General features: G+C 58.9%; 18 protein-coding genes. 5 read left to right on the forward strand and 13 right to left on the reverse strand.

The genetic code is table 11. The features are described from left to right. Positions 1-71: 71 nt before the first annotated feature. Together ACZM8Y_RS04050 and ACZM8Y_RS04055 are read left to right on the forward strand one after the other, a co-directional pair. Positions 72-518 (forward strand): hypothetical protein, encoded by a 447-nt coding sequence (locus ACZM8Y_RS04050; RefSeq protein ID WP_302552466.1) that lies wholly within the window; start codon positions 72-74, stop codon positions 516-518. A gap of 149 nt (positions 519-667) precedes the next feature. Beyond that, a complete protein-coding gene (locus tag ACZM8Y_RS04055; protein ID WP_482332503.1) occupies positions 668-958 on the forward strand; it encodes a hypothetical protein in 291 nt (96 codons plus the stop codon). On the opposite strand, the gene ACZM8Y_RS04060 is transcribed toward ACZM8Y_RS04055, so the two are convergent. After that, complete coding sequence (locus ACZM8Y_RS04060) at positions 921-1,949, reverse strand: tyrosine-type recombinase/integrase (protein ID WP_482332501.1); 1,029 nt, start codon at positions 1,947-1,949, stop codon at positions 921-923. The genes ACZM8Y_RS04055 and ACZM8Y_RS04060 overlap by 38 nt on opposite strands. Positions 1,950-2,850: 901 nt before the next feature. On the opposite strand from ACZM8Y_RS04060, the gene ACZM8Y_RS04065 reads away from it, so the two are divergent. Beyond that, a complete protein-coding gene (locus tag ACZM8Y_RS04065) occupies positions 2,851-3,129 on the forward strand; it encodes a hypothetical protein (RefSeq protein WP_489501591.1) in 279 nt (92 codons plus the stop codon). A gap of 165 nt (positions 3,130-3,294) precedes the next feature. On the opposite strand, the gene ACZM8Y_RS04070 is transcribed toward ACZM8Y_RS04065, so the two are convergent. The 9 genes from ACZM8Y_RS04070 to ACZM8Y_RS04110 form a co-directional block, all read right to left on the reverse strand. Continuing rightward, a complete protein-coding gene (locus ACZM8Y_RS04070) occupies positions 3,295-4,113 on the reverse strand; it encodes a M55 family metallopeptidase (RefSeq protein WP_479860091.1) in 819 nt (272 codons plus the stop codon). Positions 4,114-4,151: 38 nt separating this feature from the next. Continuing rightward, complete coding sequence (locus ACZM8Y_RS04075) at positions 4,152-5,219, reverse strand: P1 family peptidase (RefSeq protein WP_482334739.1); 1,068 nt, start codon at positions 5,217-5,219, stop codon at positions 4,152-4,154. A 2-nt stretch (positions 5,220-5,221) separates the two neighbouring features. Further along, a complete protein-coding gene (gene gsiD, locus ACZM8Y_RS04080) occupies positions 5,222-6,109 on the reverse strand; it encodes a glutathione ABC transporter permease GsiD (RefSeq protein WP_302554272.1) in 888 nt (295 codons plus the stop codon). A 7-nt stretch (positions 6,110-6,116) separates the two neighbouring features. Continuing rightward, complete coding sequence (gsiC, locus tag ACZM8Y_RS04085; protein ID WP_337430814.1) at positions 6,117-7,040, reverse strand: glutathione ABC transporter permease GsiC; 924 nt, start codon at positions 7,038-7,040, stop codon at positions 6,117-6,119. A gap of 65 nt (positions 7,041-7,105) precedes the next feature. Continuing rightward, positions 7,106-8,650 (reverse strand): glutathione ABC transporter substrate-binding protein GsiB, encoded by a 1,545-nt coding sequence (gene gsiB, locus ACZM8Y_RS04090; RefSeq protein WP_302554269.1) that lies wholly within the window; start codon positions 8,648-8,650, stop codon positions 7,106-7,108. Between the two features lie 207 nt (positions 8,651-8,857). Further along, positions 8,858-10,750, reverse strand: coding sequence for a dipeptide ABC transporter ATP-binding protein (locus ACZM8Y_RS04095; protein ID WP_302554268.1), 1,893 nt, complete (start codon positions 10,748-10,750; stop codon positions 8,858-8,860). A 372-nt stretch (positions 10,751-11,122) separates the two neighbouring features. Continuing rightward, positions 11,123-12,112, reverse strand: a complete 990-nt coding sequence (locus ACZM8Y_RS04100; protein WP_482334158.1) for an isoaspartyl peptidase/L-asparaginase family protein — start codon at positions 12,110-12,112, stop codon at positions 11,123-11,125. A gap of 1,496 nt (positions 12,113-13,608) precedes the next feature. After that, positions 13,609-17,556, reverse strand: a complete 3,948-nt coding sequence (locus ACZM8Y_RS04105; protein WP_487479994.1) for an MFS transporter — start codon at positions 17,554-17,556, stop codon at positions 13,609-13,611. A gap of 22 nt (positions 17,557-17,578) precedes the next feature. Further along, entirely contained in the window at positions 17,579-17,911 is a 333-nt protein-coding gene (locus tag ACZM8Y_RS04110) for an ArsR/SmtB family transcription factor (protein ID WP_308770954.1), read from the reverse strand. A gap of 476 nt (positions 17,912-18,387) precedes the next feature. Here ACZM8Y_RS04110 and ACZM8Y_RS04115 point away from each other — a divergent pair, with 476 nt between their 5' ends. After that, positions 18,388-19,323 carry a patatin-like phospholipase family protein gene (locus tag ACZM8Y_RS04115; RefSeq protein WP_479859956.1) on the forward strand — a complete coding sequence of 312 codons (936 nt, stop codon included), beginning with the start codon at positions 18,388-18,390 and terminating at the stop codon, positions 19,321-19,323. Between the two features lie 252 nt (positions 19,324-19,575). On the opposite strand, the gene ACZM8Y_RS04120 is transcribed toward ACZM8Y_RS04115, so the two are convergent. Beyond that, on the reverse strand, positions 19,576-19,824 hold the full coding sequence (locus tag ACZM8Y_RS04120) for a hypothetical protein (protein WP_479859955.1): 249 nt from the start codon (positions 19,822-19,824) through the stop codon (positions 19,576-19,578). Between the two features lie 280 nt (positions 19,825-20,104). Here ACZM8Y_RS04120 and ACZM8Y_RS04125 point away from each other — a divergent pair, with 280 nt between their 5' ends. Then, positions 20,105-20,812, forward strand: a complete 708-nt coding sequence (locus ACZM8Y_RS04125; protein ID WP_482334439.1) for a metal-dependent hydrolase — start codon at positions 20,105-20,107, stop codon at positions 20,810-20,812. 272 nt (positions 20,813-21,084) lie between these two features. On the opposite strand, the gene ACZM8Y_RS04130 is transcribed toward ACZM8Y_RS04125, so the two are convergent. Then, positions 21,085-21,792 carry a B3/B4 domain-containing protein gene (locus ACZM8Y_RS04130; RefSeq protein WP_479859240.1) on the reverse strand — a complete coding sequence of 236 codons (708 nt, stop codon included), beginning with the start codon at positions 21,790-21,792 and terminating at the stop codon, positions 21,085-21,087. A 4-nt stretch (positions 21,793-21,796) separates the two neighbouring features. Next, entirely contained in the window at positions 21,797-22,678 is an 882-nt protein-coding gene (locus ACZM8Y_RS04135; protein ID WP_489501594.1) for a hypothetical protein, read from the reverse strand. Positions 22,679-22,867 lie beyond the last annotated feature (189 nt).

The raw sequence follows: 22,867 nt of genomic DNA on the forward strand, positions 1-22,867 counted from the left end.
CCTTACTGTATAGTGGCGTATCCGGCTAAACAAGAATTGGGATGCTGCGCAGCCCATCAGGAAGGATGCAGATGAAAGAACGTACCATAGATATTCTGACCGCTGTTTTTCTCATCGCCTTCAGCTTCGTCATGCGGGGCCAGCTTGAGGGCATCCCCCGCGAAGGCGTACTCTTTCCGCTGTGCGTGCTGTATTTGATCATGGCGTGCAGCGTCCTGCTGGCGCTCAAGGCCATTATGGCAGGCAAAGGGGAAATGTCCTTCTTCGGGGACATTCCCCCGCAGCGCTGGTGCCTTGTTTCCGCGATTTTCATCGCGCAGGTGCTTGGCGCAATGTATGTTTCATTCAAGATCAGCATGGCCGTCGGCATGTTTGCCATGCTGGTTGTGCTGACCCCCCGCAAGACCGGCAGGGCACTCTTCGCCGACCTTGCGTTCACGGCGGCGTTTATCGTATTTTTCCAAGTCTTTTTCACCAACATCATGCATATCTACTTTCCGGAGCCTTTCTTTGGATAATCCCCCTTCCTGAAAAGGCTTTTGGTTCCCCAACAGGCGGTGCGCACCGCCTGTTCCCCCAGCACGGCAAGGCCGCCCCATCTAATGAGGGGCGGCCTTGTTTGTGGTGTACATCGTTTTTTTGTCCATCCTGTGCGGGGAAGGCTTCCGTGCCTCATGCCCCTTTTCAGTTTTCAGCATTCCTATGCTTGAAAATGGAGCGTGAAGGGCTGCGTATTCACCACACCAATATGGTGAAAGTCTTTGTTATAGTTTCATCTCAACAGTGCGGTGAAAATACAGCCTTTTTCTCCGGTTTTCCCCTTGGCGGTATCCACGGCCAAGGCATTTTGCCGGTTATCCCTTTGGAACTTCAAGGAAAAAAGCATCAACCATTTTCTATAACACAGCCTAGTGAAATAATTATTCTTCATCAAATATGGCGCTTGCCGGGGCCATAAGCTGGGCCGCCTCGTTGTAGTGCATGGTCGTCTGGATGTTCGCATGTCCGGCAAGGGCCTGAATGCTTTCAAGGCGCGCCCCCCGGCTTGCAAGCTGGGTGAAACAGCTATGGCGGAACCAATGCGGCGAAACGTCACCTCTGGAAATGACAAGGGAAGACCATTTCTTGACGAGCGCATACAGGCCATGCCGGGAAATAGGGCGTCCGCGGTGGCGGAGGTTTTCAAAGATCGGATAATCGGGGCGCGGTGAGGTGCGGCGCCGCAATTCTTCAAGTACCGCTTGAGCTTTTTGGGGAAGATAGACCCGCCGCGCTTTGCTGCCTTTCCCCAGCACGTCAAGGTACCAGCGCCCTTGCCAGTTGATCACGTTCACCCATTTGAGGGATACGGCTTCCTCGGCGCGCAGCCCCGTCATGAACAGAACCCGGAAGAGGACAACATCACGGAACGGCGCGCCAAGTTCTTCCATGCCAGTGAATAGGCGCTCCAGTTCATCCTGTCCGAGGCTATGCGACAGGTGGCCCGGCAAGGTTCCTTTCCCATCGCTGCGCTTCCGTTTCAAAAAAGCGGCGGGGTTGACTGTGCAGACGCCCGAATCGACGAGATGCCGGAAAAAACTCCGAAGCGTAGCCGCCGCCGTATTCCGGGAGCTTGGCTTCAGCCCCTTGTTTGCCAGATGCCGTAAATAGGCGTCAATATCCCATGCTTTCAAGAGGTTGAAACTCTTTTTCGCATAATTGAAAAGGCCAATGATATACAGGGCGTACAATTCTATCGTCCGTGTGGAGTCGGCATACACGGCATGGAGGAAAAAAAGGATGACGCGCTCATCGGGCAGGAGATCCGACTGGAAAGAAATGTATTCGGCGATGTTTTCGTAATCGCGGCTGAGCATAAAATGTTCCAAGACCCGTTTCCGATCAAGGGGCGTCCAGTCAGGCAGGGTTTCGGGAAGCTGTGAAAATGAGGGGGCCGGAAGGGGGGGCATGAATAGAACCTCCATAACAGGGAACGGCTACAGCCTATCGAACTTGTACGGGCGCCGCAAGGTACATTCCCTTTGCATTTCATGAGATTGGGAAAACTGCCAACGGGCGGATACATTGCCGGGGATGGCCTTTAGGATAGAAACCTTTGGCTGAACCCAAAAAGAAATGGCTGAGGCCATATTTTTTTGAGGCTCTGTCATAGTTTGTGGTTGTTTCATCTCCACAGTACTGTGAAAATACAGCCTTTTTTCCGGTTTTCCTCTTGGCGGAATACAGGGCTAAGGCATTTTGTCAGTTATCCCTGTGGAACTTCAAGGAAAAAAGTATCAACCATTTTCTATAACACAGCCTTTTTTTAACTTCAAAAACTTCAAAGAGGTAAGCAATAGAAGGACTCGGCTATGGAGGCAGCCAACGGAAAACCTGATAAAAATCTGTATTTTCACCGTATTATAACAACAAAAGGCTGTGCCAGAGAAAATGGCTGATGCTTTTTCTTTGAAGCTCGAAAGGAACGACCGGCAAAATGCCTTAGCCATAGGTTCAAGGGAAAGCTGGAGAAAAAGGCTGTACTTTCACCGAGCTGTGGAGATGAAACAACCACATCCCCTGACAGAGCCCAGCAAAACAATCGCATCTTATGGTAGATCCCATCTTTTGAAGAATTGTTTCAGCACTGAAAACACAACCCGGTTAATGGCTGCTTCACTATGAGAACAATGTTGGCAGATTTGGCCTTTTGCGGATGGCTCTATCAGAGTACATGGTTGTTTTTGTTTCGACAATATACTGAAAATATATGCTTTTTCTCAAAATTTTCCGCTGGTGGGCTCTGTGATTAGGGGATTTTATTGGTTATTTCTTTGGAATTTCAAGGAAATAAAGCATCAACCGTTTTCTATGACACAGCCTTGCGGATTTGGTTTTACTCAGGCTTTAGCTTTGCCAAAGCGGGCCAGAAAAGTTTTATTCCCGATAGCTCGGAATTGGGCCATATGGCGTCAAAGAAAAAGTCCTTCAAAAATTGATTTTAAGGCGCTAAAAAATTTTTTCCGATGTATGAGTCGTAAAATGGATAAAAGCGATTACAGCGCATTTTTGGCGGTTCTGCTCCACTCTGAAATATTAGTTAACTTTATGACAGTAAAGTTAACTATACTGGAGGGGAACATTTCCTGATTTCCTTTTATGCCGAGCATTTCGTTTTTTTACATTTTATCAAATAACTATATATGATTAGGTAATAAATTTGACAATATGGGCCTGATCTAAAGAATATCTGCCATTCCACAAAAAAAGACGCGCGGAAAAACCGCGCGCCGTATGTTCGTCTTAACCATCAAGCTAATGCACTGAGGCCGCCATGCTCGAAAAACAGTTGAGTGTCCGCGAAATGGCAAACGGCGTCTCCGCGATAAACTCAAGGCATGTCGGAGACAGCCGTTTCGTACCGGGAAGCATACAGAAAAGATCCGCATGGTAGGTTCGCACGGTGGAAACCTGTACCGGGAACGGCCCGGCGAGCTTGAACGGCTTGCATGAAATGTTTTGCAGTGATTTCCGGGCCGCCGCACGTAAAGCCTCATGAACCGCCCCAGTCGGCTGATGGACGGCTGCCCTCGTACCCAGTGCCCGTTTTACCGTTACAATCTCCGCATGGGGATAAACGGAAGCGGCTTCCTCAGCAAGCCTGTCGTCACCGCTGATCAGCCGGACGGGGATATCATACTCGCCAGCCAACAACCCATTCAGGTAATACTCACCCACGGGGACGCCGTTGACGCGGATTTCAGCGAAGGCCGATCCATTGATGGTGTGGGCCAGCACGCCATAAGCTCCGGCGCGCGCGTGGTAGCCGATCAGGAAAAGCCCATCCCACGGGCCGCAGTCAAGGCCGCCCATCATACCGAACAGCCGGGGCTTCCCAGAGACGAGGCACGCGCTCGGATGCAGCTCTTCCAACAGGATATTGTTGTATTGCCCATGACCGTCAGCCACCCAGATTTCGGCAGCCCCGCCTTCCAATGCCCCCTCGACGGCGGCATTGACTTCCCTGGTCATGAGGAGCCGCGCCCGTTCGTACTCGCCAGAGCCGGGGCAGGTCTGCTCCGGGCTCATAACCCCGCTGATGCCTTCAATATCCGCAGAAATCAAAATGCGCATGATGTTCTCCGTATTCCGAACAAGGATAGCTGCGGCCCTCAGCCCCGCACGATGTCACGCCACTCCGGCAGCACTTCCCGAATGGAAGGACGCCTATGCCCGTCGCGCCCGGTAAAGGGTTCCGCAAAAAACAAGGCTTTGAAAATGGCTTGCTCGGTCGCCTCGGCAGCAGCCTGAAACAGGCGATCCATCCAACCGTCCGGAGCATGAAGAAGCGGCACGGCGGATTCTGACGACTGCGGGAGGTGTTGGCTGGAAGAAAAGGCAATGGCGACGTCTCCGCTGCCATGCCCGAAAATGGAGCCCGTCCGCGCAAGGCCATTCCCGGCCCGTTTCGCCAGCCGCCCAAGCTGCAAGACATCCAATGGCGCATCGGTCGCCAACAGCATGATGATGCTGCCCTTTTCCGGTGCGGCGGCAAGCACGGCGGCTTCCGCACCGATGCGATCCAGCCGTTCCTCCAAAAGATGGCCTACGGGACGGCCCGCCAACAGGCAGTGTTCCGCTTTGCCGAAATTGGAAAGCACGAGCGCCCCGACGGTGAAGGGCTGCCCTCCGCACTCCGCTATCCGGGAAGCCGAACCGATGCCCCCCTTGAGGTGGAAGCAGGACATGCCCCGCCCGGCCCCGACACTCCCCTGCATGAATTCGCGGGAAGCCGAGGCACACGCTTCGATATATTGTTTTTCAGTTACGGCAAGGGCCTGAATGTCGTTTAAATACCCATCGTTACATTCAAGAACCAAAGGGTTGACCGTCGGCCATTCCCGGCCCACTTCCGGGTGTGCGGACACCGCCGCCCGGATCTGCGCCGTGGCGATTGCCCCCACCGAAAACGTGTTGGTCAACGCCAGCGGCGTTTCGAGGCAACCGAGCTCAGCCATCTGCATCAAGCCGACGCTCTTGCCAAACCCATTGAATATACGGCAGGCGGCAAGCGGCTTCCGCATCAGGGGATCGTCGTTGGGGAGCACCACGGTCACACCGGTATGGACATCCCCTTCATCCAGTGTGCAATGCCCGACGCGGACGTCGCCCACATCCGTGATCGCATCCAACGGGCCGCTCGGCAAAACCCCGACGCGGGGGAAATCCAATCCGTTCATGGCTATTCCTGATCGATCTTGGGATCAAGCGCGTCGCGCAGGCCATCACCGAAAAGGTTGAACATGAGCACCGTCAAAAAGATGGCGAGGCTTGGGAAAATCGCCACATGCGGGGCCACCACCATATCGGCGCGGGCTTCATTCAGCATCGCCCCCCACTCAGGCGTGGGCGGCTGTGCGCCGAGGCCGAGGAAGGACAGGCTGGCGGCGGTGATGATGGACGTGCCGATACGCATGGAAAAGTAGACGACGATGGACGAGATCGTCCCTGGGAAAATGTGGCGCAGCATAATCGTCATCGGCCCGGCGCCGAGGCTGCGGGCCGCCTCGACGAACGTCTGGCGCTTGAGCGCCAGCGTGTTGCCGCGCACCAAACGGGCGAATGCGGGAATGCTGAAGATCGCCACGGCGAGGATGACGTTCGCCATGCCGCTGCCGAGAACCGCAACGACGCTGATGGCGAGGAGGATGCCGGGGAACGCGAACAGGACGTCGCAAACCCGCATGACCACACGATCCCACCAGCCTTCAAAATAACCGGAGGTCAGGCCGAGCAGCGTCCCGACGACTGCGCCGACCAGCACGGAGGAAAAGCCCGCAGCCAGCGAAATGCGCGCGCCCGCAAGGATGCGGCTGAAAATATCGCGTCCGAGGGAATCCACGCCGAACCAGTGCTGGAGCGAGGGGCCAGCGTTCAACATATCGTAGTCAAAGTAGTTTTCCGGGTCGTAGGGCACGATCCACGGCCAAAAGACGGCGATCAGAACCAACAGGCCGATGAAGCTGCCCGCGAACAGCGTCATGCGCTGCCGCTTGAACTTGCGCCAGAATTCGCTCCACGGGGTACGGACTTTTGCGGGGCCGGATGCGGCTGATACGTTGTTTTGCATGTTCATATCACTTGAAGCAGATTCGCGGGTTGATGATGGCATAGAGGATATCCACCAGCAGGTTGATCAGGATGAATTCGAGCGAAAACAGGAGCACTTCGGCCTGAAGAACCGGATAGTCCCGCATTTCCACGGCATCCACGAGCAGGCGGCCAAGGCCGGGCCAGTTGAATACCTTTTCGACCACGATGGAACCGCCGAGCAGGAAGCCGAACTGAAGGCCCATCATGGTCACGACGGGGATGAGCGCATTGCGCAGGCCATGCTTGACGATGACCGCCCATTCGCTCAGGCCTTTGGCGCGGGCCGTGCGGATGTAGTCATCCTGGAGGATTTCCACAAAAGACGCACGGGTGAACCGGGCCATGACCGCGGCGACGCCCGCCCCCAGCGTAATGGACGGCAAAATGTAGTGTTTCCACGAGTCCGCCCCTACGGTGGGCAGCCACCCCAGCGAAACGGAAAAAATTTCCATGAGCAGCAGCCCAAGCGCAAAGGTCGGGAAGGAAATCCCGGAAACGGCGAGCGCCATCCCCGCGTGATCCTGCCATTTGTTGCGCTTGGTGGCTGAAATCATGCCGATGATCAGCCCAAAGAAGACCGACCAGACCATGCTCCAGACGGTGAGCCAGAAGGTCGCCGCGAAACGCTCCCCGATTTCCACGCTGACGGGGCGCTTGGTGCGCAGGGAGGTGCCGAAGTCGCCTTTGGTAATGATGTTGCCGAAATAGGTGATGAACTGTTCAGGAAGGGGCTTGTCCAGCCCAAGATCCTTGCGCACCAGTTCCACGGTGACCTGATCCGCTTCCGGCCCGGCGGCAAGGCGCGCGGGATCGCCGGGAAGCATGTGTACGAACAGGAATACGATCACCGCGACCAGAAACAGCGTGGGCAGCAACCCAAGAAGGCGTTTGACAAGATAGTGGAGCATCCGTTGAAACCTCGCCGAAGGGCGGAATGACGGGCCGGGCATGACGCCCGGCCCTGACACTGGAGTTATTGCAGATCGATTTCTTCAAAGAAGTAGTTGGCGTCAGGCATGACGTACATGCCGGTCAACTTCTTGCTGGTCGCGTAGAGCAGCTTTTCGGTCACGAGGAAGGCCCACGGGGTATCCTTCCAGATCTCTTCCTGCACTTCGGTGTACAGCTTGGTCTTTTCGGCGCGGTCGGTGGTGCCGAGCGCCTTCATGATGTTCGCGTCCACCGTGGGGTTCTTATAGTAGGAAATGTTGTACATGGACGGCGGAGTCTTATCGCCGGCGAACAACGGACGCAGGCCCCAGTCGGCTTCGCCGGTGGAGGAGGACCAGCCGGTATAGTACAGGCGGACGGGCGCGGTGGCGGCATCCTGATGGCTTTCCACCTTTTCCACGCGCTGGCCGGCTTCCAGAGCCTGAACCTGGGCCTTGATGCCCACCTGGGCGAGTTGCTGCTGGATGAACTGGATCACCTTCTGGCCGGTGGTGTGGTTATAGGCAGACCACAGCGTGGTCGTGAAACCGTTGGGATACCCGGCTTCAGCAAGCAGTTCCTTAGCCTTCTTGGGGTTGTACGGCCAAGGGCCGAGCTTGATGGCATAGTCGACGCCCTGCGGCAGCGGGCCTTCCGAAGGGAAGGCGTAACCGCTGAAAGCCACCTTGGCGAGGGCTTCCTTGTTGATGGCGTAGTTGATGGCCTGACGCACACGGATGTCGTCGAACGGCTTCTGGAGCATATTCATGTTCAGGTAGCGCGTCACGATGGAAGGCGCGGCGATGAGCTTGAGGTTCTCATCCTTTTCCAGGACGGCGGCCTGTTCATACGGCACGGGGAAGGTGAAATGGGCTTCGCCGGTGCGCATCATCGCGGAGCGGGCATTGTTGTCCACAACGGGCACCCAAGTGATGGTATCGATCTTGGGCAAGCCGGGACGCCAGTAGTTCTCGTTCTTCACACCCTTGAGATAGTCGGTCTGCTTCCATTCCACGAACTTGTACGGGCCGGTGCCCACGGGGTGGAACATGATGTCCTTGCCGTACTTCTTGAGCGCGGTGGGGGAAATCATGACCGCGGAGGGATGCGCGAGCTGGTTGATGAAGGGCGAGAAGGGCGTCTTCAAAGTGACCTTGGCGGTGAGGTCGTCGACCACTTCGGTCTTGGCGATGTTGGAATACAGGCTGTACCGCTTCAGCTTGTTTTCCGGGTTGGTAACGCGGTCGAAGTTGACTTTGACGGCTTCGGCGTTGAAGTCGGTGCCGTCGTGGAACTTCACGCCCTTGCGCAGATGGAAGGTATATACGAGCCCGTCAGGGGACACGTCGTAGCTTTCGGCGAGCACGGGGCGCAGCTCAAGCTTCTCGTTGAAGCCGAACAGCCCTTCATAGAATGTTTTCGCACAGGCGTGGGACAACGTATCATTGGCATCCCACGGATCGGTGGTGGTCAGGGTCGAAGCGACGGCAAGCACCACGTCTTTGGAAGCATGGGCCTGCGGAGCGCACAACGCAGCAACCATCGTTGCGGCAATAAGCACTTTTTTCCATGTGTTGCAGAAAAACATACATACTCCTCACATACGCCTGACGGCGGGGTTGATAACGGCGTCCCGCGCCATTGCGGGACGTCGGACAATCCTGAATGTCTGGACGAGCGCCCTTTCGCCCAAAGGGGGCAGCCGCCTGACGGCTAAGCTCGCCATAAAAGCGGAATTCCGCCGAAAAATCCTTCCCCGGCGAACCCCTCTTGAAACGCGGGGCTTCAGGTGCCCCTAAAACCAGTTCGCCACCTGATCTTCGGATACGAAATGTCCGGGGCTTACTTCCTTCAGGGGGGGCACCACGGGCTCATAATCCGCTGGGCGGACAGGGCTTGGGATTTCACCCGTCAGCAAAGTGTGCGACATGGTGCGCCGCGAGGGATCCGGGATGGGCACGGCGGACATGAGCCGTTTGGTATAGGGATGCAGCGGGTTTTCAAAGACGTCACGCCGGGAGCCCAGCTCCACGATCCGCCCAAGGTACATGACGGCCACCCGGTGGCAGACGCGTTCTATGACGGCCATATCATGGGAAATAAAGAGGAAGGCGATGCGGAACTCTTTTTGAAGGGCCAAAAGGAGGTTGATGATCTGGGCGCGTACGGACACGTCGAGGGCGGAAACGGATTCGTCGGCAATGATGATTTCCGGGTTCATCGCCAAGGCGCGGGCGATGCAGACGCGCTGGCGCTGCCCGCCGGAGAACTCATGCGGATAACGGACGGCCATCGCGGGGTCCAGATCGACGCGCTCCAGCAGTTCCCCAACCCGGCGTTCCGCTTCCTGCCGTGAACAGACCTTATGGATCAGCAGGGGTTCCATAATGGAAAAGCCGACCGTAAGGCGAGGGTCCAGAGCCGCATAGGGATCTTGGAACACATACTGGATATTCCGCCGCAGTTTTTGCAGCCGAGGCCCGGATACCTGCGTAAGCTCTTGCCCGTTAAAGACGATGCTGCCCGAACGCGGGGTTTCAAGCCCGATCAGCGAACGGCCTATGGTGGATTTGCCGCAGCCGGACTCACCCACCAAGCCGAGGGTTTCGCCCGGATACAGATTGAAGCTGACCTGTTCCACGGCGTGGACGCGGCGTTTGACCTTCCCCCAGAAACCGGTTTCCACATCAAAACGGGTGATCAGCTTGTCCACGCTGAGTACGGGGCCATCCGACACGGACGGCGCGGGGGCGGCAGGTTCGGGCGCACTGGCGGGCGTTTCGTCCATGTCGGCGGTGCCCAACTGTTCAGCTTCGGGATCAGTGATGCGCAGCAAGGGGAAGGGGGCGGGCTCGTCAGTCCCCCGCATGGAACCGAGGCGCGGGACAGCCGCCAGCAGGGATTGCGTATAGGGATGGCGCGGGTTGTGGAAAATCTGTTCGCAGGTGCCCTCTTCCACCGCCTCCCCGTGGTACATGACGAGCACCCGGTCAGCGACCTCCGCCACCACGCCCATATCATGGGTGATGAAGATGACCGCCATGCCCATCTCTTCCTGAAGCTGCCGGATGAGCTGGAGGATCTGCGCCTGAATGGTCACGTCGAGGGCTGTGGTCGGTTCGTCGGCGATGAGCAGGGAAGGCTTACAGGACAGGGCCATAGCGATCATGACGCGCTGGCGCATCCCCCCGGAAAGCTGGTGCGGGTACCGCTTGAGGATCTGCTTGGCTTCGGGGATGCGGACAAGCTCAAGCATCCTGAGCGCTTCGGCCTCGGCTTCCGCGTGGCTGAGCCCTTGATGGAGCATGACCGCCTCCGCCACCTGCGCCCCCACGGAAAACACGGGGTTTAAGGAGGTCATGGGCTCCTGAAAAATCATTGAGATTTCGCCGCCCCGGATAGTGCGCATGACGCTGTCGGCGGCTTTGGCAAGATCGAGCTTCCCACCGTTCCTGCGGGTGAAAGAGATCCTCCCCGAAGCAATGGTTCCCCCGCCATGCTCAATGAGGCGCATGATGGACAATGACGTAACGGATTTCCCGGAGCCTGATTCACCCACGATGGCCAAGACTTCCCCGGCCCGCACATGAAATTCCAGATCCTTTACGGCAACAACGCTTCGCTCGGACGTATCGAAGCGGACGGTCAATCCCTGAACTTCCAGGACGTTTCTGTCACTCGGCCCCATTCCCTTCTCCAACTCCCAACCTAACGGTACTCCGCCCTTCCCCGGAACGCTTCCCAGAGGCGGTACGGACAAGCCAAACTTTTGCGGAACAAATTCGAGGCTGGGGATCTCACAGGGCCTTGCAGAACCGGCAAAACCACATTGTGAAATCCCGCAGCCTTCGTTTTCGTTCGAGAATACCTATTAGAAGCCTAAACGCCCCTGTCCTGTCAATAGAAAAAAAGCATTCCCCCCTCTGCAAAACGGGTGGAACGCCTTTTTCCCTTTTATCGTGAAAAACAGAACAAAACCGCAACACGCCTTCATCTTTCCGAATAGGCGACGCCGACAGGCGGAAATGGCATTATGGAAAAGGCCCGCTGTTTTCCCTGTTCAGCAGCCTTCTTCCTTTCCATAAATGGCTACGAGCGGCGCATCCGTCCCCCGGACGCATCCCCGGTACATCCCTTCGGAAATGAAAGGCAGCGCCACATGCCCCGCGTTGTCCACGGCGATGAGCCCGCCCGTGCCTCCGAGTTCGCCCACCCGCGACAGGACGGCGTGGGCGGCATCCTCAAGGCTTTCCCCCAGATACCGCATGCGGGCGGCAACGTCGTGCCCCACCACCAGCCGGATGAAATATTCGCCGGAACCGGTGCAGGAAACCGCCACGCCGCCATCGGCATAGCAGCCCGCGCCGACGATGGGCGTATCCCCTACCCGTCCGGGGAGCTTGTTGGTCATGCCGCCCGTGGAGGTCGCCGCAGCCAGATTGCCCCGGCTGTCCAGCGCCACCGCCCCCACAGTGCCCATTTTCGTCTTTTCGTCGAGCGGGTTTCCAGAGAAGGAGAGCTTGCTTGCCGCAGCCGCGCCGTCATGGTCGAGCACAGCCGCGCCGGGCTGCCTCTTCTGCGCCTCATGGAGCTGGGCCAAACGGTGCTCCGTGTCGAAGTACGCATCGGGCATGAATTCCACGCCATGCCCGCGGAGGAACGCCATCGCGCCGTCGCTGGTCATCAGGACATGGGGGGACTGCTCCATGATCACACGGGCCGCCCGGATCGGGTTCTTGACGCCGTGCACGCATGAAAGCGCACCAGTCCGCAGCGTGCTGCCGTCCATGATCGCGGCGTCCAGCTCATGGGTTTCGGCACTGGTGTACACCGCGCCGCGCCCGGCATTGAACAGCGGGCAGTCCTCAAGCATGGACACCGCCAGCGTCACCGCATCAAGGGCGGAGGCCCCGGCAGCCAGCGCGTCCCGCCCTTTCTCCAGAATGGATTGAAGAGCGCCGCGGTATTCGCGTTCCGCCTCGGCGGAAAGGGCTTCCCGGTTGATTGTGCCCGCGCCGCCATGAATAGCCAAAACAGGAACCTGTAGCATGAAACGTTTCCTCCAAAAAAGGGGAAGGAACCTCCCCGAAATATGGCGCATTCCTACCGCGCCTTCATCCTTTTGTATAGCCCGCGCTGACGGGCGGCAGGGGAAGGCGCTGCCGCTGATGCGCCTGAAAACCGGGGACTGCCGGGGCAGGGGCAGCTTTCCGAAACGGAATTTTCCCAACGGAGTTTCCCCGCCCCGGCAGCCCGCCAACGTGAAACCTTTTCCTGAGGCCGTGGCGTTAATTAGATATAATCTGTTGAAACTATTTGACCATTTTCAGGTCACAAAAAATGTTTTTTAATAATTTCATATAATTATGTGTAAAATGACGACACGGCCCAGGCCGTATCATAGGAAATGGTTGATGCCTTATTTCTTGAAACTCCAAGGGGATACTCAACAAAATGCCACAACCGCAGGATCTGTTGCCAGAAAAAGCAGAGAAAAAGTCCGTGGTTCCAGCATATTGTGGAGATGAAACAACCACATCCCAATGGCAGGGCCTTTCCTTCAGCCCGCAAAGGGCCTTGCACGCCTTGGCTCCCTGCCGCCCCTTCAGCCGGTCGGCTCTGAAAGGCATATTTCAGAAGGCCCCGGCATAGGCTATGATTGATATATTCATACGACATGGCGGATAGGCTTGGTGTATGCCTTTTCTGTTGATGCTAACAATTGGGAGTATGTAGTTGGTTCGTTATGGGGAGCAAGCAATAAGGCATCAGCCGTTTGCCCTGACGGGGCAAATCACCCGGCCTCACGTTCCCCATGTGCAGGCCGCCTTGCTGGAATCCGCTCAATCCTTTGCAGAAGAAATCCGTGTCTCCCCTACCCTGTGGAAGGAACGGGCGTTTCCCTCCCATACAGGCCGTCTTGAAAGCGAAGAGGGCAGGACGTATGAGGCCAAGCGCGCCATCACACGTAAGCCACTGCATGGAAATCCCATGCGGGACGCAACCGTTTTACCTTTTGGCTCGTGAGTATGTGGTTGTTTCATCTCCACTGTGCGGTGAAAATACAGCCTTTTTCTCCGATTTTCCCCTTGGCGGGAGCCACGGCTAAGGCATTTTTCCGGTTGTCCCTTTGGAACTTCAAGGAAAAAAGCATCAACCATTTTCTATAACACAGCTTCTATAACACAGCCTACCTTTTTTGTTTCTCAAAAGGGGGAAAACATACGCGCCGGACGCATCCGGGACTCCCGCCGCGCTGCACCCCACCAGTCAGGAAACTATACTCGCCGGACGCATTGATGAACGGAGATACTTTTTACTGCATGATGACAGGAAACCCCATACGCGCCGGACGCAGCGGCTGCCCCTTCACATGCAGGCCGCCACCCCCTCCCTCTCCTCAAAGACTTTTGTGGGCTGCCCCTTCGTGCGCAGGTTGTCAAGAAGAAAGGAACTCCGACTAGATAGGGCAAGGCACTCAAAGAACGCCGCCAAGGGCACCCCGTTGACGGGAACTCCGGCCGCATGGGGCAAGGCTGCCCCCTCTCACGCACAGGCCGCCTTGAGCGCCTTGTAATCGGTCTTTCCGGTTCCCAGAACCGGGATGGACGCCAGCTTTTGCACACGGGCGACGGCGAACAGCCCGGAAAGGTGCGCCGCCCGCAAGGCCGCATTGGCCTCTTCCCGCGTAATGTCGAGCGTGGTGAACAGGACAATGGCTCCGTCCTCCCCGCTTTCGACCGCAAGCGCGGGGCCCTGCCCGCCGGGTTCTTCGGAACGCCCCCTGCCGAAGGCCGCCGCAAGCACGCCCTCGATCTGCGGGAGTGAAACCATCTCGCCGCCGATCTTGACGAAACGCTTTAAACGCCCCCGGAAGGTCAGGCAGCCGTCGGCGGCCTCGCTTACCAGATCCCCGGTGCGGTACCACTCCGTGCCTTCAAAGGCCACAAAGGGCTGCCTGTCCGCATCCGCGCCCAGATACCCGCCGAAGACGTTGGGGCCGGACACCAGCAGCATGCCGGTTTCGCCGGGGGCCACGCGGCGCGGTTCCCCTTCCGCGGACACGACGGCAACCCTTACGGACGGCAGCGGCTGGCCGATGGTGCCGGGGAGGACGCTTCCGGGGCGGTTCACGCTGATGACCGGGGAGCATTCCGTCACTCCGTAGCCTTCGCACAGGACGCCGCCGGGGGCGGCCTCGGCAAAGGCCGCATACACGCTGTCGGGGCACTTTTCCGCACCAACGAACCCAAGGCGCAGGGAAACGAGATCGCCGGGGCGGGCCTTCCGCAACATGCCGTCAAGGAACGTGGGCGGGGCCACGGTGATCGTGGGCTTCCAGCGCTGGGCCAAGGCCGCAAGCCGCGCCCCTTCGGTGGGATTCGCGTGGTAGACGGCGGGCAGGCCGAAAGCCAGCGGCAAGGCGATATTCCCGGTCAGCCCAAGGGAATGGAACGGCGGAAGCATGGACAGCATGCTGTCGTGCGACGTGATCTTGAGCACGGCGGCGATGTCCCGGCAATTTGCGAGGATGTTCGCATGGGTGAGCGGCACGGCCTTCGGCAGGGCCTCGGAACCCGATGTAAACAGGATCGCCGCCGTTTCCGGCACGCGGCGCGGGATGACGGCCCCGCCAAGGCCGGGGATACCCAGCAGGCGGGACTTGAGGAATGCGCCGAGCTTCGCCGGGAACGGAAGGCGCTTCGCGTCTTCAAGCGCCGCCCAGACATCGACGTATTCGCGGACGGGGAACCCTTGCTCCGCAAGCCTGTCCAGCAGGCGGGACGAAGTGAAGACGCGGCGCACGCCCGCCGCTTCGAGGCCGTGGGAGAAGTTGGCCGCCCCGACCGTCCAGTTGCACATCACGGGCGTCTTTCCGGCCATGAGCGCCCCAAGCCACGCGAGCACGGCTGCGGCGGAAGCGGGCAGCATGATGCCGACGCGCTCCGCGCCCCCCGCCTTTGCCTTGATGAAGGACGCCAGCGCAAAAGCCCGCATGACCATATCCCGCGCCGAGAGTGCGGCGGAGCCGTCGGCAAGCATGGGCCGCGAGGGTGAGCGCATGGCCTGCCGGAATGCCGTCTCCACCAGATTGCGTCCGTCCGGCACCGAAAGGGTGCGCGCCTCGCCCGTGGGGAACCACGCGGCGGGCGGTTCGGCGGCTTCACCTGCCGCGCCGAGCAGCCCTGCCGCCGCGAGGATGCAATCCCCAACCGTGCGCAGCGCTTCAAGCCGTTCGATGGGCTGGCCGGAAACCTCTTCCAGCCGTACGCTGACATTGATGAGCGACAAGCTGTCGATCCCCAGATCCGCGGCGAGCGTCGCCGTATCTTCAAGAACCTCCACCCCGCTCTCTTCCCGCAGGATGCCCTCTACCTTTTCCCGGATGGCCTTCGGCACGTCCGCCAAGGCAGCCCCGTCCGGGGTTTGGGCTGCGGGCGCAGGCAGTTCCTTCGGCGTGGAACCGAGCAAAAAATGGTACGGCACAGCGAGCGCGGGCTTCATGTCCGCATTATAAAAGGCTTCCAGCGCCTCGTTGAGCGTGCGCAGCCCCTCGGCCTGTCCGGGCAGTTCCGGTTCCGATACCACAATCCGCACCCTTCGGCGCGGCATAAAGAATATGCCGTTGAGCAGCAGTTTGAACATGCCCCTGCCCAAACCCTTCAAAATCTCCGGGGCCGTGCCCCGCGCCCAACTGAACGAGCTTCCCCAGAGGCCCGTCGTCCTGACGAGCACCAGCCGCACGTCCGGCACCAGCCCGCGCAGGCTGTATACACCCCGATTGCCGCCGAGCCGTTCCCGGCCCGTGCGGGTAAGCCCCCCGGCGGGATAAAGAAGGACATTCCCGCCTGAGCGCAGGACTCCGGCAACACGTTCCAGCGCCTCACGTACCCCGCCCTCTGCCGTGCGCCCTTCCCTGCGCAGATCCGGTATGGAAATGGTTCCGATCAATCGGGCCAGGGTGCGGATCAGCGGCTGTCCGACTTGGCGTTCGTCCCCAAGCGGCCTCGGCGCAAAGTCCGCAAGGCTCGTGTAGACAAGCGCCGGATCGATAAGCGCCGGATGGTTGGGCAGGAACAGGATCGGGCGTCCATCGTCGCGGGCGCGCACGGCTTCAAGCCCTTCCACCTCTATCGTATAGCGCAGCCGCAGCAGCCCGCGGACAAACGCCGGCAGCGCCCGGAAACCGGGGCCATGCGCCGCCGGGCGCGGGGACGAAGCGGCCGGGGCTGGCCCCGAAAGCGGTTCTTCAGGGGTTTGATGCCGCCCGAACCCACGCATCACGGCCAGAAACACGCAGGCGACGCCCAAGCAGAGGATGCCGAGGGCGACATGCCCGTATGAGGGCCGCAACGCCGACAGGGGCAGATACAACTGGCCCGCAAGCAGGATGCCGGTGAAGGAAAGGCAATTGTCGAGCCCAAGGATGCGCCCCTTGTCCGTGGCGGCGGGTCGGACTTGGATAAAACTGGTGATCGGGATGAGGTAGAGCCCCCCGCACGTCCCGGCAAGCGCGTACAGCCCGAACAGCAACGGAAGCCGGAACGCGGGATCGGCAGACGCGGCGAGCGGCACGAGGCACAGCAGGATGCCGATGCCCATGAGCGCCGGAACCAGCAACGTGCGCCAGCTTTCGGGCGTGCCCCTCGCGGCGAGTAGCGAGCCCGCGCAGATGCCGACCATCAGGGCCACGGGCAGGAAACTGGTCGCGGTATAGGACAGGCCGAGTTCCGCCCCCCCAAGGTTATTGATCTCAAGCAGCAGCAGGGTCGAGAGGAAATAGAAAAACGCTTCCGCCCAGATGACGAGGTGCAGCGGGCCATCCTTGCGGAGGGTGCGCAGGAAGCGGAAGGAATCGATGACCGCCGACCACGGGAAGGGGTTGCGGCTCCCGGCCCCCGGATGCGCGGGGATGAAGGCCGTACTGGCGAGCCCTCCGGCTGCGACGGCTACGGCCAATATCGCCACCAGCCAGCGCCCGAAGGGATAAGCCGTTTCGATCCATGCCTGATCCAGCGCGATCCCGGCGAGGAACACCCCAAACAGGATGGACGCCGTGGTTCCGAGCTTGAACAGGGCGTTGATGCGGGGGACCTGGCTGACGGGAAACAGTTCGGGGATGGAACCGTTGAGCGCCGGGCTGAACAGCGTGGAGCTCAGGCCCATGCAGAAGGTCATGGCGAGCATCCAGTTCCAGTCGAGCGTCACCATGCCCCACGCCCCCGCCAGCATAGCCGCGAGTTCCAGCGCCTTCGCGCACACGACGAGGCTTTTCTTGGCGAAACGGTCGGCAAGCCAGCCGCTCCATGCGGAGAAGAGCACGAACGGCAGCGCGAACAGGAACGTCACCTGCGACTGGAACACCGCATTGCCCGTGGTCACCGCAAGGAGTAGCCCGGCCTGCTTGAAGAAGTTGTCGTTGAAAGTCCCAAGGGCGTAGCTGGCCCCAAGGGCAAGCGCCTGATGCTTCCGATTCCCGTTGCCGGTACTCATGGAACGCCTCCCAAAGGATGTGTCATTGTGCCGCTTCGGTGGCGGCAAGCAGTTCGTCGGCGTACGTCTTGACCTGCCCAAGCGCATGGACGGCGCAGGCAAGGTTGAGCGTGTACGAAAGGGCACGCCCGTGTTTGTGCGGAATCAACAACCCCGCCTGCTCCAAGACTTTCAGGTGGTGCACCACCGCCGAACGGCTCAGCGGCAGGATATCCACGAAGGTCTTCAGTTCGATGGCTTCGCCCGGCTCAAAGAGCAGCAGGATCGTTTGCCGCGTCCCATCCCCCAGCGCCGAAAAAACTTCAGCGATGGCGGCCCATTCCTGAGGCAGTCCGTTGAGGTAGTGTGTGTTCATGACTAAATAACTAGTTTTTTAGTTATAATAAGTCAAGCATTTTCTCCCCTCACATGCGTCTTCCGCACAGGGAGGTTTGGGGAATCATCTTTTTTTCTTTACATTATAGGCTGGTAACAGCTTTCTGCCCCAAAGGGGGAACTTTCGATCCTGCTGGATGGGGCTTTGCCGCGTCCGTGAAACGATGTGTAACCCTATCGACAGGAACAGCGGCAGCCCGTATAAAAAAGGCTGTGTTATAGAAAATGGTTGATGCTTTTTTCCTTGAAGCTCCAAAGGGATAATCGGAAAAATGCCTTGGCCGTGGCTCCCGCCAAGGGGAAAACCGGAAAAAAGCTGTATATTACCGCACTGTGGAGATGAAACAACCACAAACTATAACAGAGCCATAAAAAATCTGGAGCGCACCAAATACCTTCAAAACGCGCACCCCTGCCCCTCCGGGCAGGATCGAAGACGCAACAAGGCGGTCTGCCATGAAAATAGGTTTGGCACTGGGGAGCGGCTCCGCACGGGGCTGGTCGCACATAGGCGTCATTGAGGCGCTCGCGGAGCTGGACATCCACCCCGAAATCGTGTGCGGGACGTCCATCGGCTCCATTGTGGGCGCGGCGTACGCCACCGGGAACATTGGGCGGCTGAAACGGCGCGTATCCGGGCTGACCAAGCTCAATACGGCGTCATACTTCAATTTCAGCATGTCCAGCAATGGCTTTGTGAATAAGGAAAAACTCCGTGCCTTCTTCGCGGACTGCGTGACCCCGCCGGGGATGCTCATCGAAGACTTGCCCGTACGCTATGCCGCCGTCGCCACGGAGGTGAACACCGGCAGGGAATACTGGCTGAAGAAAGGCCCGCTTGAAGAAGCGATCTGGTCGTCCATCTCCCTGCCCGGCTTGTTCCCGCCCGTCTTTTACCATGACCGCTGGCTGTTTGACGGCGGGCTGGTCAACCCCGTGCCCATTTCCGTCTGCCGCGCGCTTGGGGCTGACATCGTCCTCGCCGTCAACCTGAACGGCGAGCTCATCGGGCGGCATTACGCCAAGAAAAAGCCAAAGGAAAACAAAGAGGGCGACGGGGATTTCGTGGAACGTATCGCCATGACCATCAGGCAGTACGGCACTACGCTGTTCGGTGAAAACGAGCCCCCGGCACGCCAGCCGCCAAGCGTCTTCGGCACCATCGCCAGTGCCGTGGACATCGTGCAGGATCGGATCACCCGGAGCCGCATGGCTGGGGATCCCCCGGACATCTTCCTGACGCCAAGGCTCTCCCATGTCGGCCTGCTGGAGTTCTACAAGGCCGAAGAGGTCATCAGCGAAGGGAAAGCGTGCGTCGGCAGGGCGCTCCCGGCACTTGAAACCCTCCTGCACAGGGATTTCATCCACGCGCACGAAGACACCTGTTCTTGAGCTGGAAGCTGGAGTAATGGGTTTTCATTTCAGCCAGGCGCGCGAAGACACCTGCCCTTGAAAAGCCGGTCTACTCCATCCTGATGATTTCAGCCACGCTTGTGAAGCTCCCTGCGCACCCAATACGGTGCGTTACACTCTTTGATTTCAGACAGGCGCACGAATCGGGCAAGCGTACAAAGACGGCTGCGGCGGCCCCGGCGTCAACGGCACCATCAACCCGCTTCAGCCGCATACGGGGCTGATTGCCCCTCAGCAGCGGCTTTGCAGTCCCATTTCAGCCGTGTACATGGGGATGGTTGCAAATGGCCTGCTGCCAGAAGCCGTACCCGCCGATTTCGCCATGCGCATGGGGATGCCCCCTCTTACAGGTACGAGGTACTTTACACCCCGAACTCCAGCCATGCGCATGAGGATGACCAGGATTTCGCCGCCCGCCACCGCGCCGACTTCAGGCCGCGCAGAAGATGGTTTGACCGCCTTGCCAAAGGCCGGATACATAAGGCCGGATAGATCAGGATTTCGGCCCCACGCATGAGGCTGGTTGCGTGTGCGGCGGGGCCACCGGCTGCGTGATTTCAGCAGCGCGCACAGAGACATTCGCGTTTTCAACAAAACGGATATTAACCGTATGAAATTAAAATATTTTCTTAAAAAACATCAACAGAGCGAATGCCTCTGCGCATGGGGGCGGTTGACATGGCGTCCAATCGGGGTGAGAGACATGGGGCGGGCCATACCCTCATGCGGTAATGCCTAGCCGCCATTTCAAGGGGTCCCTATGCCCACTGTTTTTTCCCACCCCGCCCCCATGCTTGCATTGGCGGCGATCATGGGCGGACGGGTTTCTTCCCGGATGCTCCTCTTCGGCGTCCTGTGCGCCGTTTTGCCGGATGCCGACGTCATCGGCTTCCGGTTCGGCATCAGCTATGCCGATGCGTTCGGGCATCGGGGCTTTTCCCACTCCCTCGCGTTCGCCCTGCTTATGGGCTGCGTCGGCTTCGGCACGGCCCCGCTGCTCCTGCGCGGTTCACGCCTCATGGGGTTTTTCATCGGCTTTCTGGCCGTTTCAAGCCATATCCTGCTGGACGCCATGACCAACGGCGGGCTGGGCGTAGCGGCGTTCTGGCCCTTTGACCAAACCCGGTACTTCTGCGGCTGGCGGCCTATCCGGGTTTCGCCGTTCAGCCTCAAGGCGCTCCTGTCGGAACGGGGGCTTGCCGTCATGCTCTCGGAACTGCGCTGGATATGGGCCCCGTGTCTGGCGGTCATAGCCGCCGCCCTGTTCTTCAGGAAAAAAGCATACGCGGCACACGCCGAAGGCCCCCTTCCCGCTGAAGCGGCGCACAAAAGGGAAATGCTCCCCACAAGGTACGGCAATAGCTGGAGTCCTTTCCATAACGGGGCCTCAATAAAAAGGCCGTGCCACAGAAAACGGCTGATGCTTTTTTCCTTGAAGCTCCAAAGGGATAACCAGCCAAAGCCATAGATTCCGCCAATGGGAAAACCGGATAGAAAGGCTGTCGTTTCAGCGTGCTGTGAAGATGAAACAACCACAGATATGACAGAGCCAATAAAAAAGGGATGCCCCATACGGAGCATCCCCGGCCAGCGCCGTGCCGGGACTACCGACAAGACGGGAACACGGCGTTTGCCTTCCCCATACCTGCGGGGAAAGCCTTCTGGCCAAAACACCCCCCAGCCCTTCAAAACCCGTCCCGCCGCGGATACGGCGCCGGAAAAGGGCCGGAGTACCAAATATTACAGCACAAAGCGCGGCGCTTCGGCGGTCAGCTTGTGGATGGCCGTTTTCGCGCCTGTGAAGCGGCGGAGCAACCCGGCGGCTTCTTCGGCGGCCTGTTCGGCGGCCGCCAAGGGCAGGGGCGGCATGGCGTCCACATTGATCACCGCATTCGTGGTTTCAGGCGTCAGTTTGCTGCGGTTGCCGTTTTTCCAGCACCATGCCCGGCAGAACACGTCTTTCGTCGCCGTATCATAGTAGATGACTTCGCCGGGCTGCGGGTGCTCCAATACATCAGGCTGGCCGAGCGGCACATAGCTTTCCGTGCCGTCCGCAATGCCGAGGCGAAGATCCCCTTTGATGACGTCCCGGTCGTCGCCCCCGCACGGCAGCAAATATTTCAGGCTGATGCAGTTGAAGATCGCCACCAGCGGGTTGATGAACGGAAGAGGCTTCCCGGAGCGGCAGCGCTTGACGAGGTTGATCACGGACGGCGGGTTTTTCTTGGGTTTGATGCCCATGCCGGAGAAGGCCCCGGCCCATGCCTCAAGCGCCGGGACATGCCAGAAATCCTCAAGCTCATCGCGGCATACATCTTTTTCACACTGGGCCAGCAGTTCGGTCAGTTCGGGGATTTCCCGGTTGTTGTCCACACCCTCGGCAACCACGACCATCCGTGCATATCCCGGAAAACGCTCAAAAACAGCCCGCTCGATCTCATACAGCATGACATTACCTCGGCAACGGCTTCCGCAGACGCGAAGGCCCGAAATAGGTGGTGGCCCACGTCAGGGGCAAGACAAAAACCGCCGCAAAAATGCTCGCCGCGATGTTCCAGGGCCAAGGGGCGGACAAGGACAGGCGCATGATCAGCGTCCCGATCACGAAGCCGGAATTGCGGAATACGGCATGAAAATCCGGCATGAACCGCTGTGAAATGAGCACCAGCGCGATGTCCGCAAAGATCAGGATGGTATAGATGGTTTCAAAGAAATCAGCGTCATTGCCGGTCTGCACGAACAATATCAAATCCCGGACGGCGATGCCCACGAAGAGCAGGAACAGCACGAGCGAGATGAGCTTCTTCGACATGACATACCGCATCTGCTCTTCTGGATTGGTGATGTAATTCTGGTGGGTACGAAGCTGGTAATAGAATCCGAGGCAGATGAAGATGATCAGCGCGCCCAGCCCCGCAGAGGCGATATGCACCACCGGGCCAATGCCCCCCGTGAGGCTGACCGGCTCAGGGAGGTTGGACAATTCCTTAAAGGCGTCCCGGAGCAGGATAAGGGCCATGACTTCAAACTGTTTGCCGAGCGATTTGGAAAGCGATCCCGAAATGGTCAGGATGAGCTCCATCACCTCCATGCCCAAGATGAGCGTGAAAGCCAGATGAATCGCCTGAAAGTGGCTTATGGGCGTGATATGCTCCAACCACGGCGGCAGCATCCCCTGACGGTTGGCCTCGATGCCCAGAAGCCCCGCAAGGTAAATGAAAAAGATAACGGTAGCGAGCGCACGTTGCGTGCGCCGATGATCCCATAACTGATGGACGGCATCAAACAGATGCGTAATCGGTTCGCATTTTTCAATCACGGTTTGCGCCTTCATTCCGGCCGGTTGCCGGAGGGGAACCCCGGCCCGTCTCCGGGCCTCCCGCACCGTACGGCGGCTTATGGCCGATACGTCCCGGCACCCCGGAAGAATCCCGGCCAACCAGCTCTTTTGTTCCCACTCCCCACAGGCGGAACCCTTTTCCCCTCTTTCCCGCCGTGCGCCTTACGGATGCGGCCAAAACCT

The sequence above is a fragment of the Bilophila sp. genome (assembly GCF_057864385.1).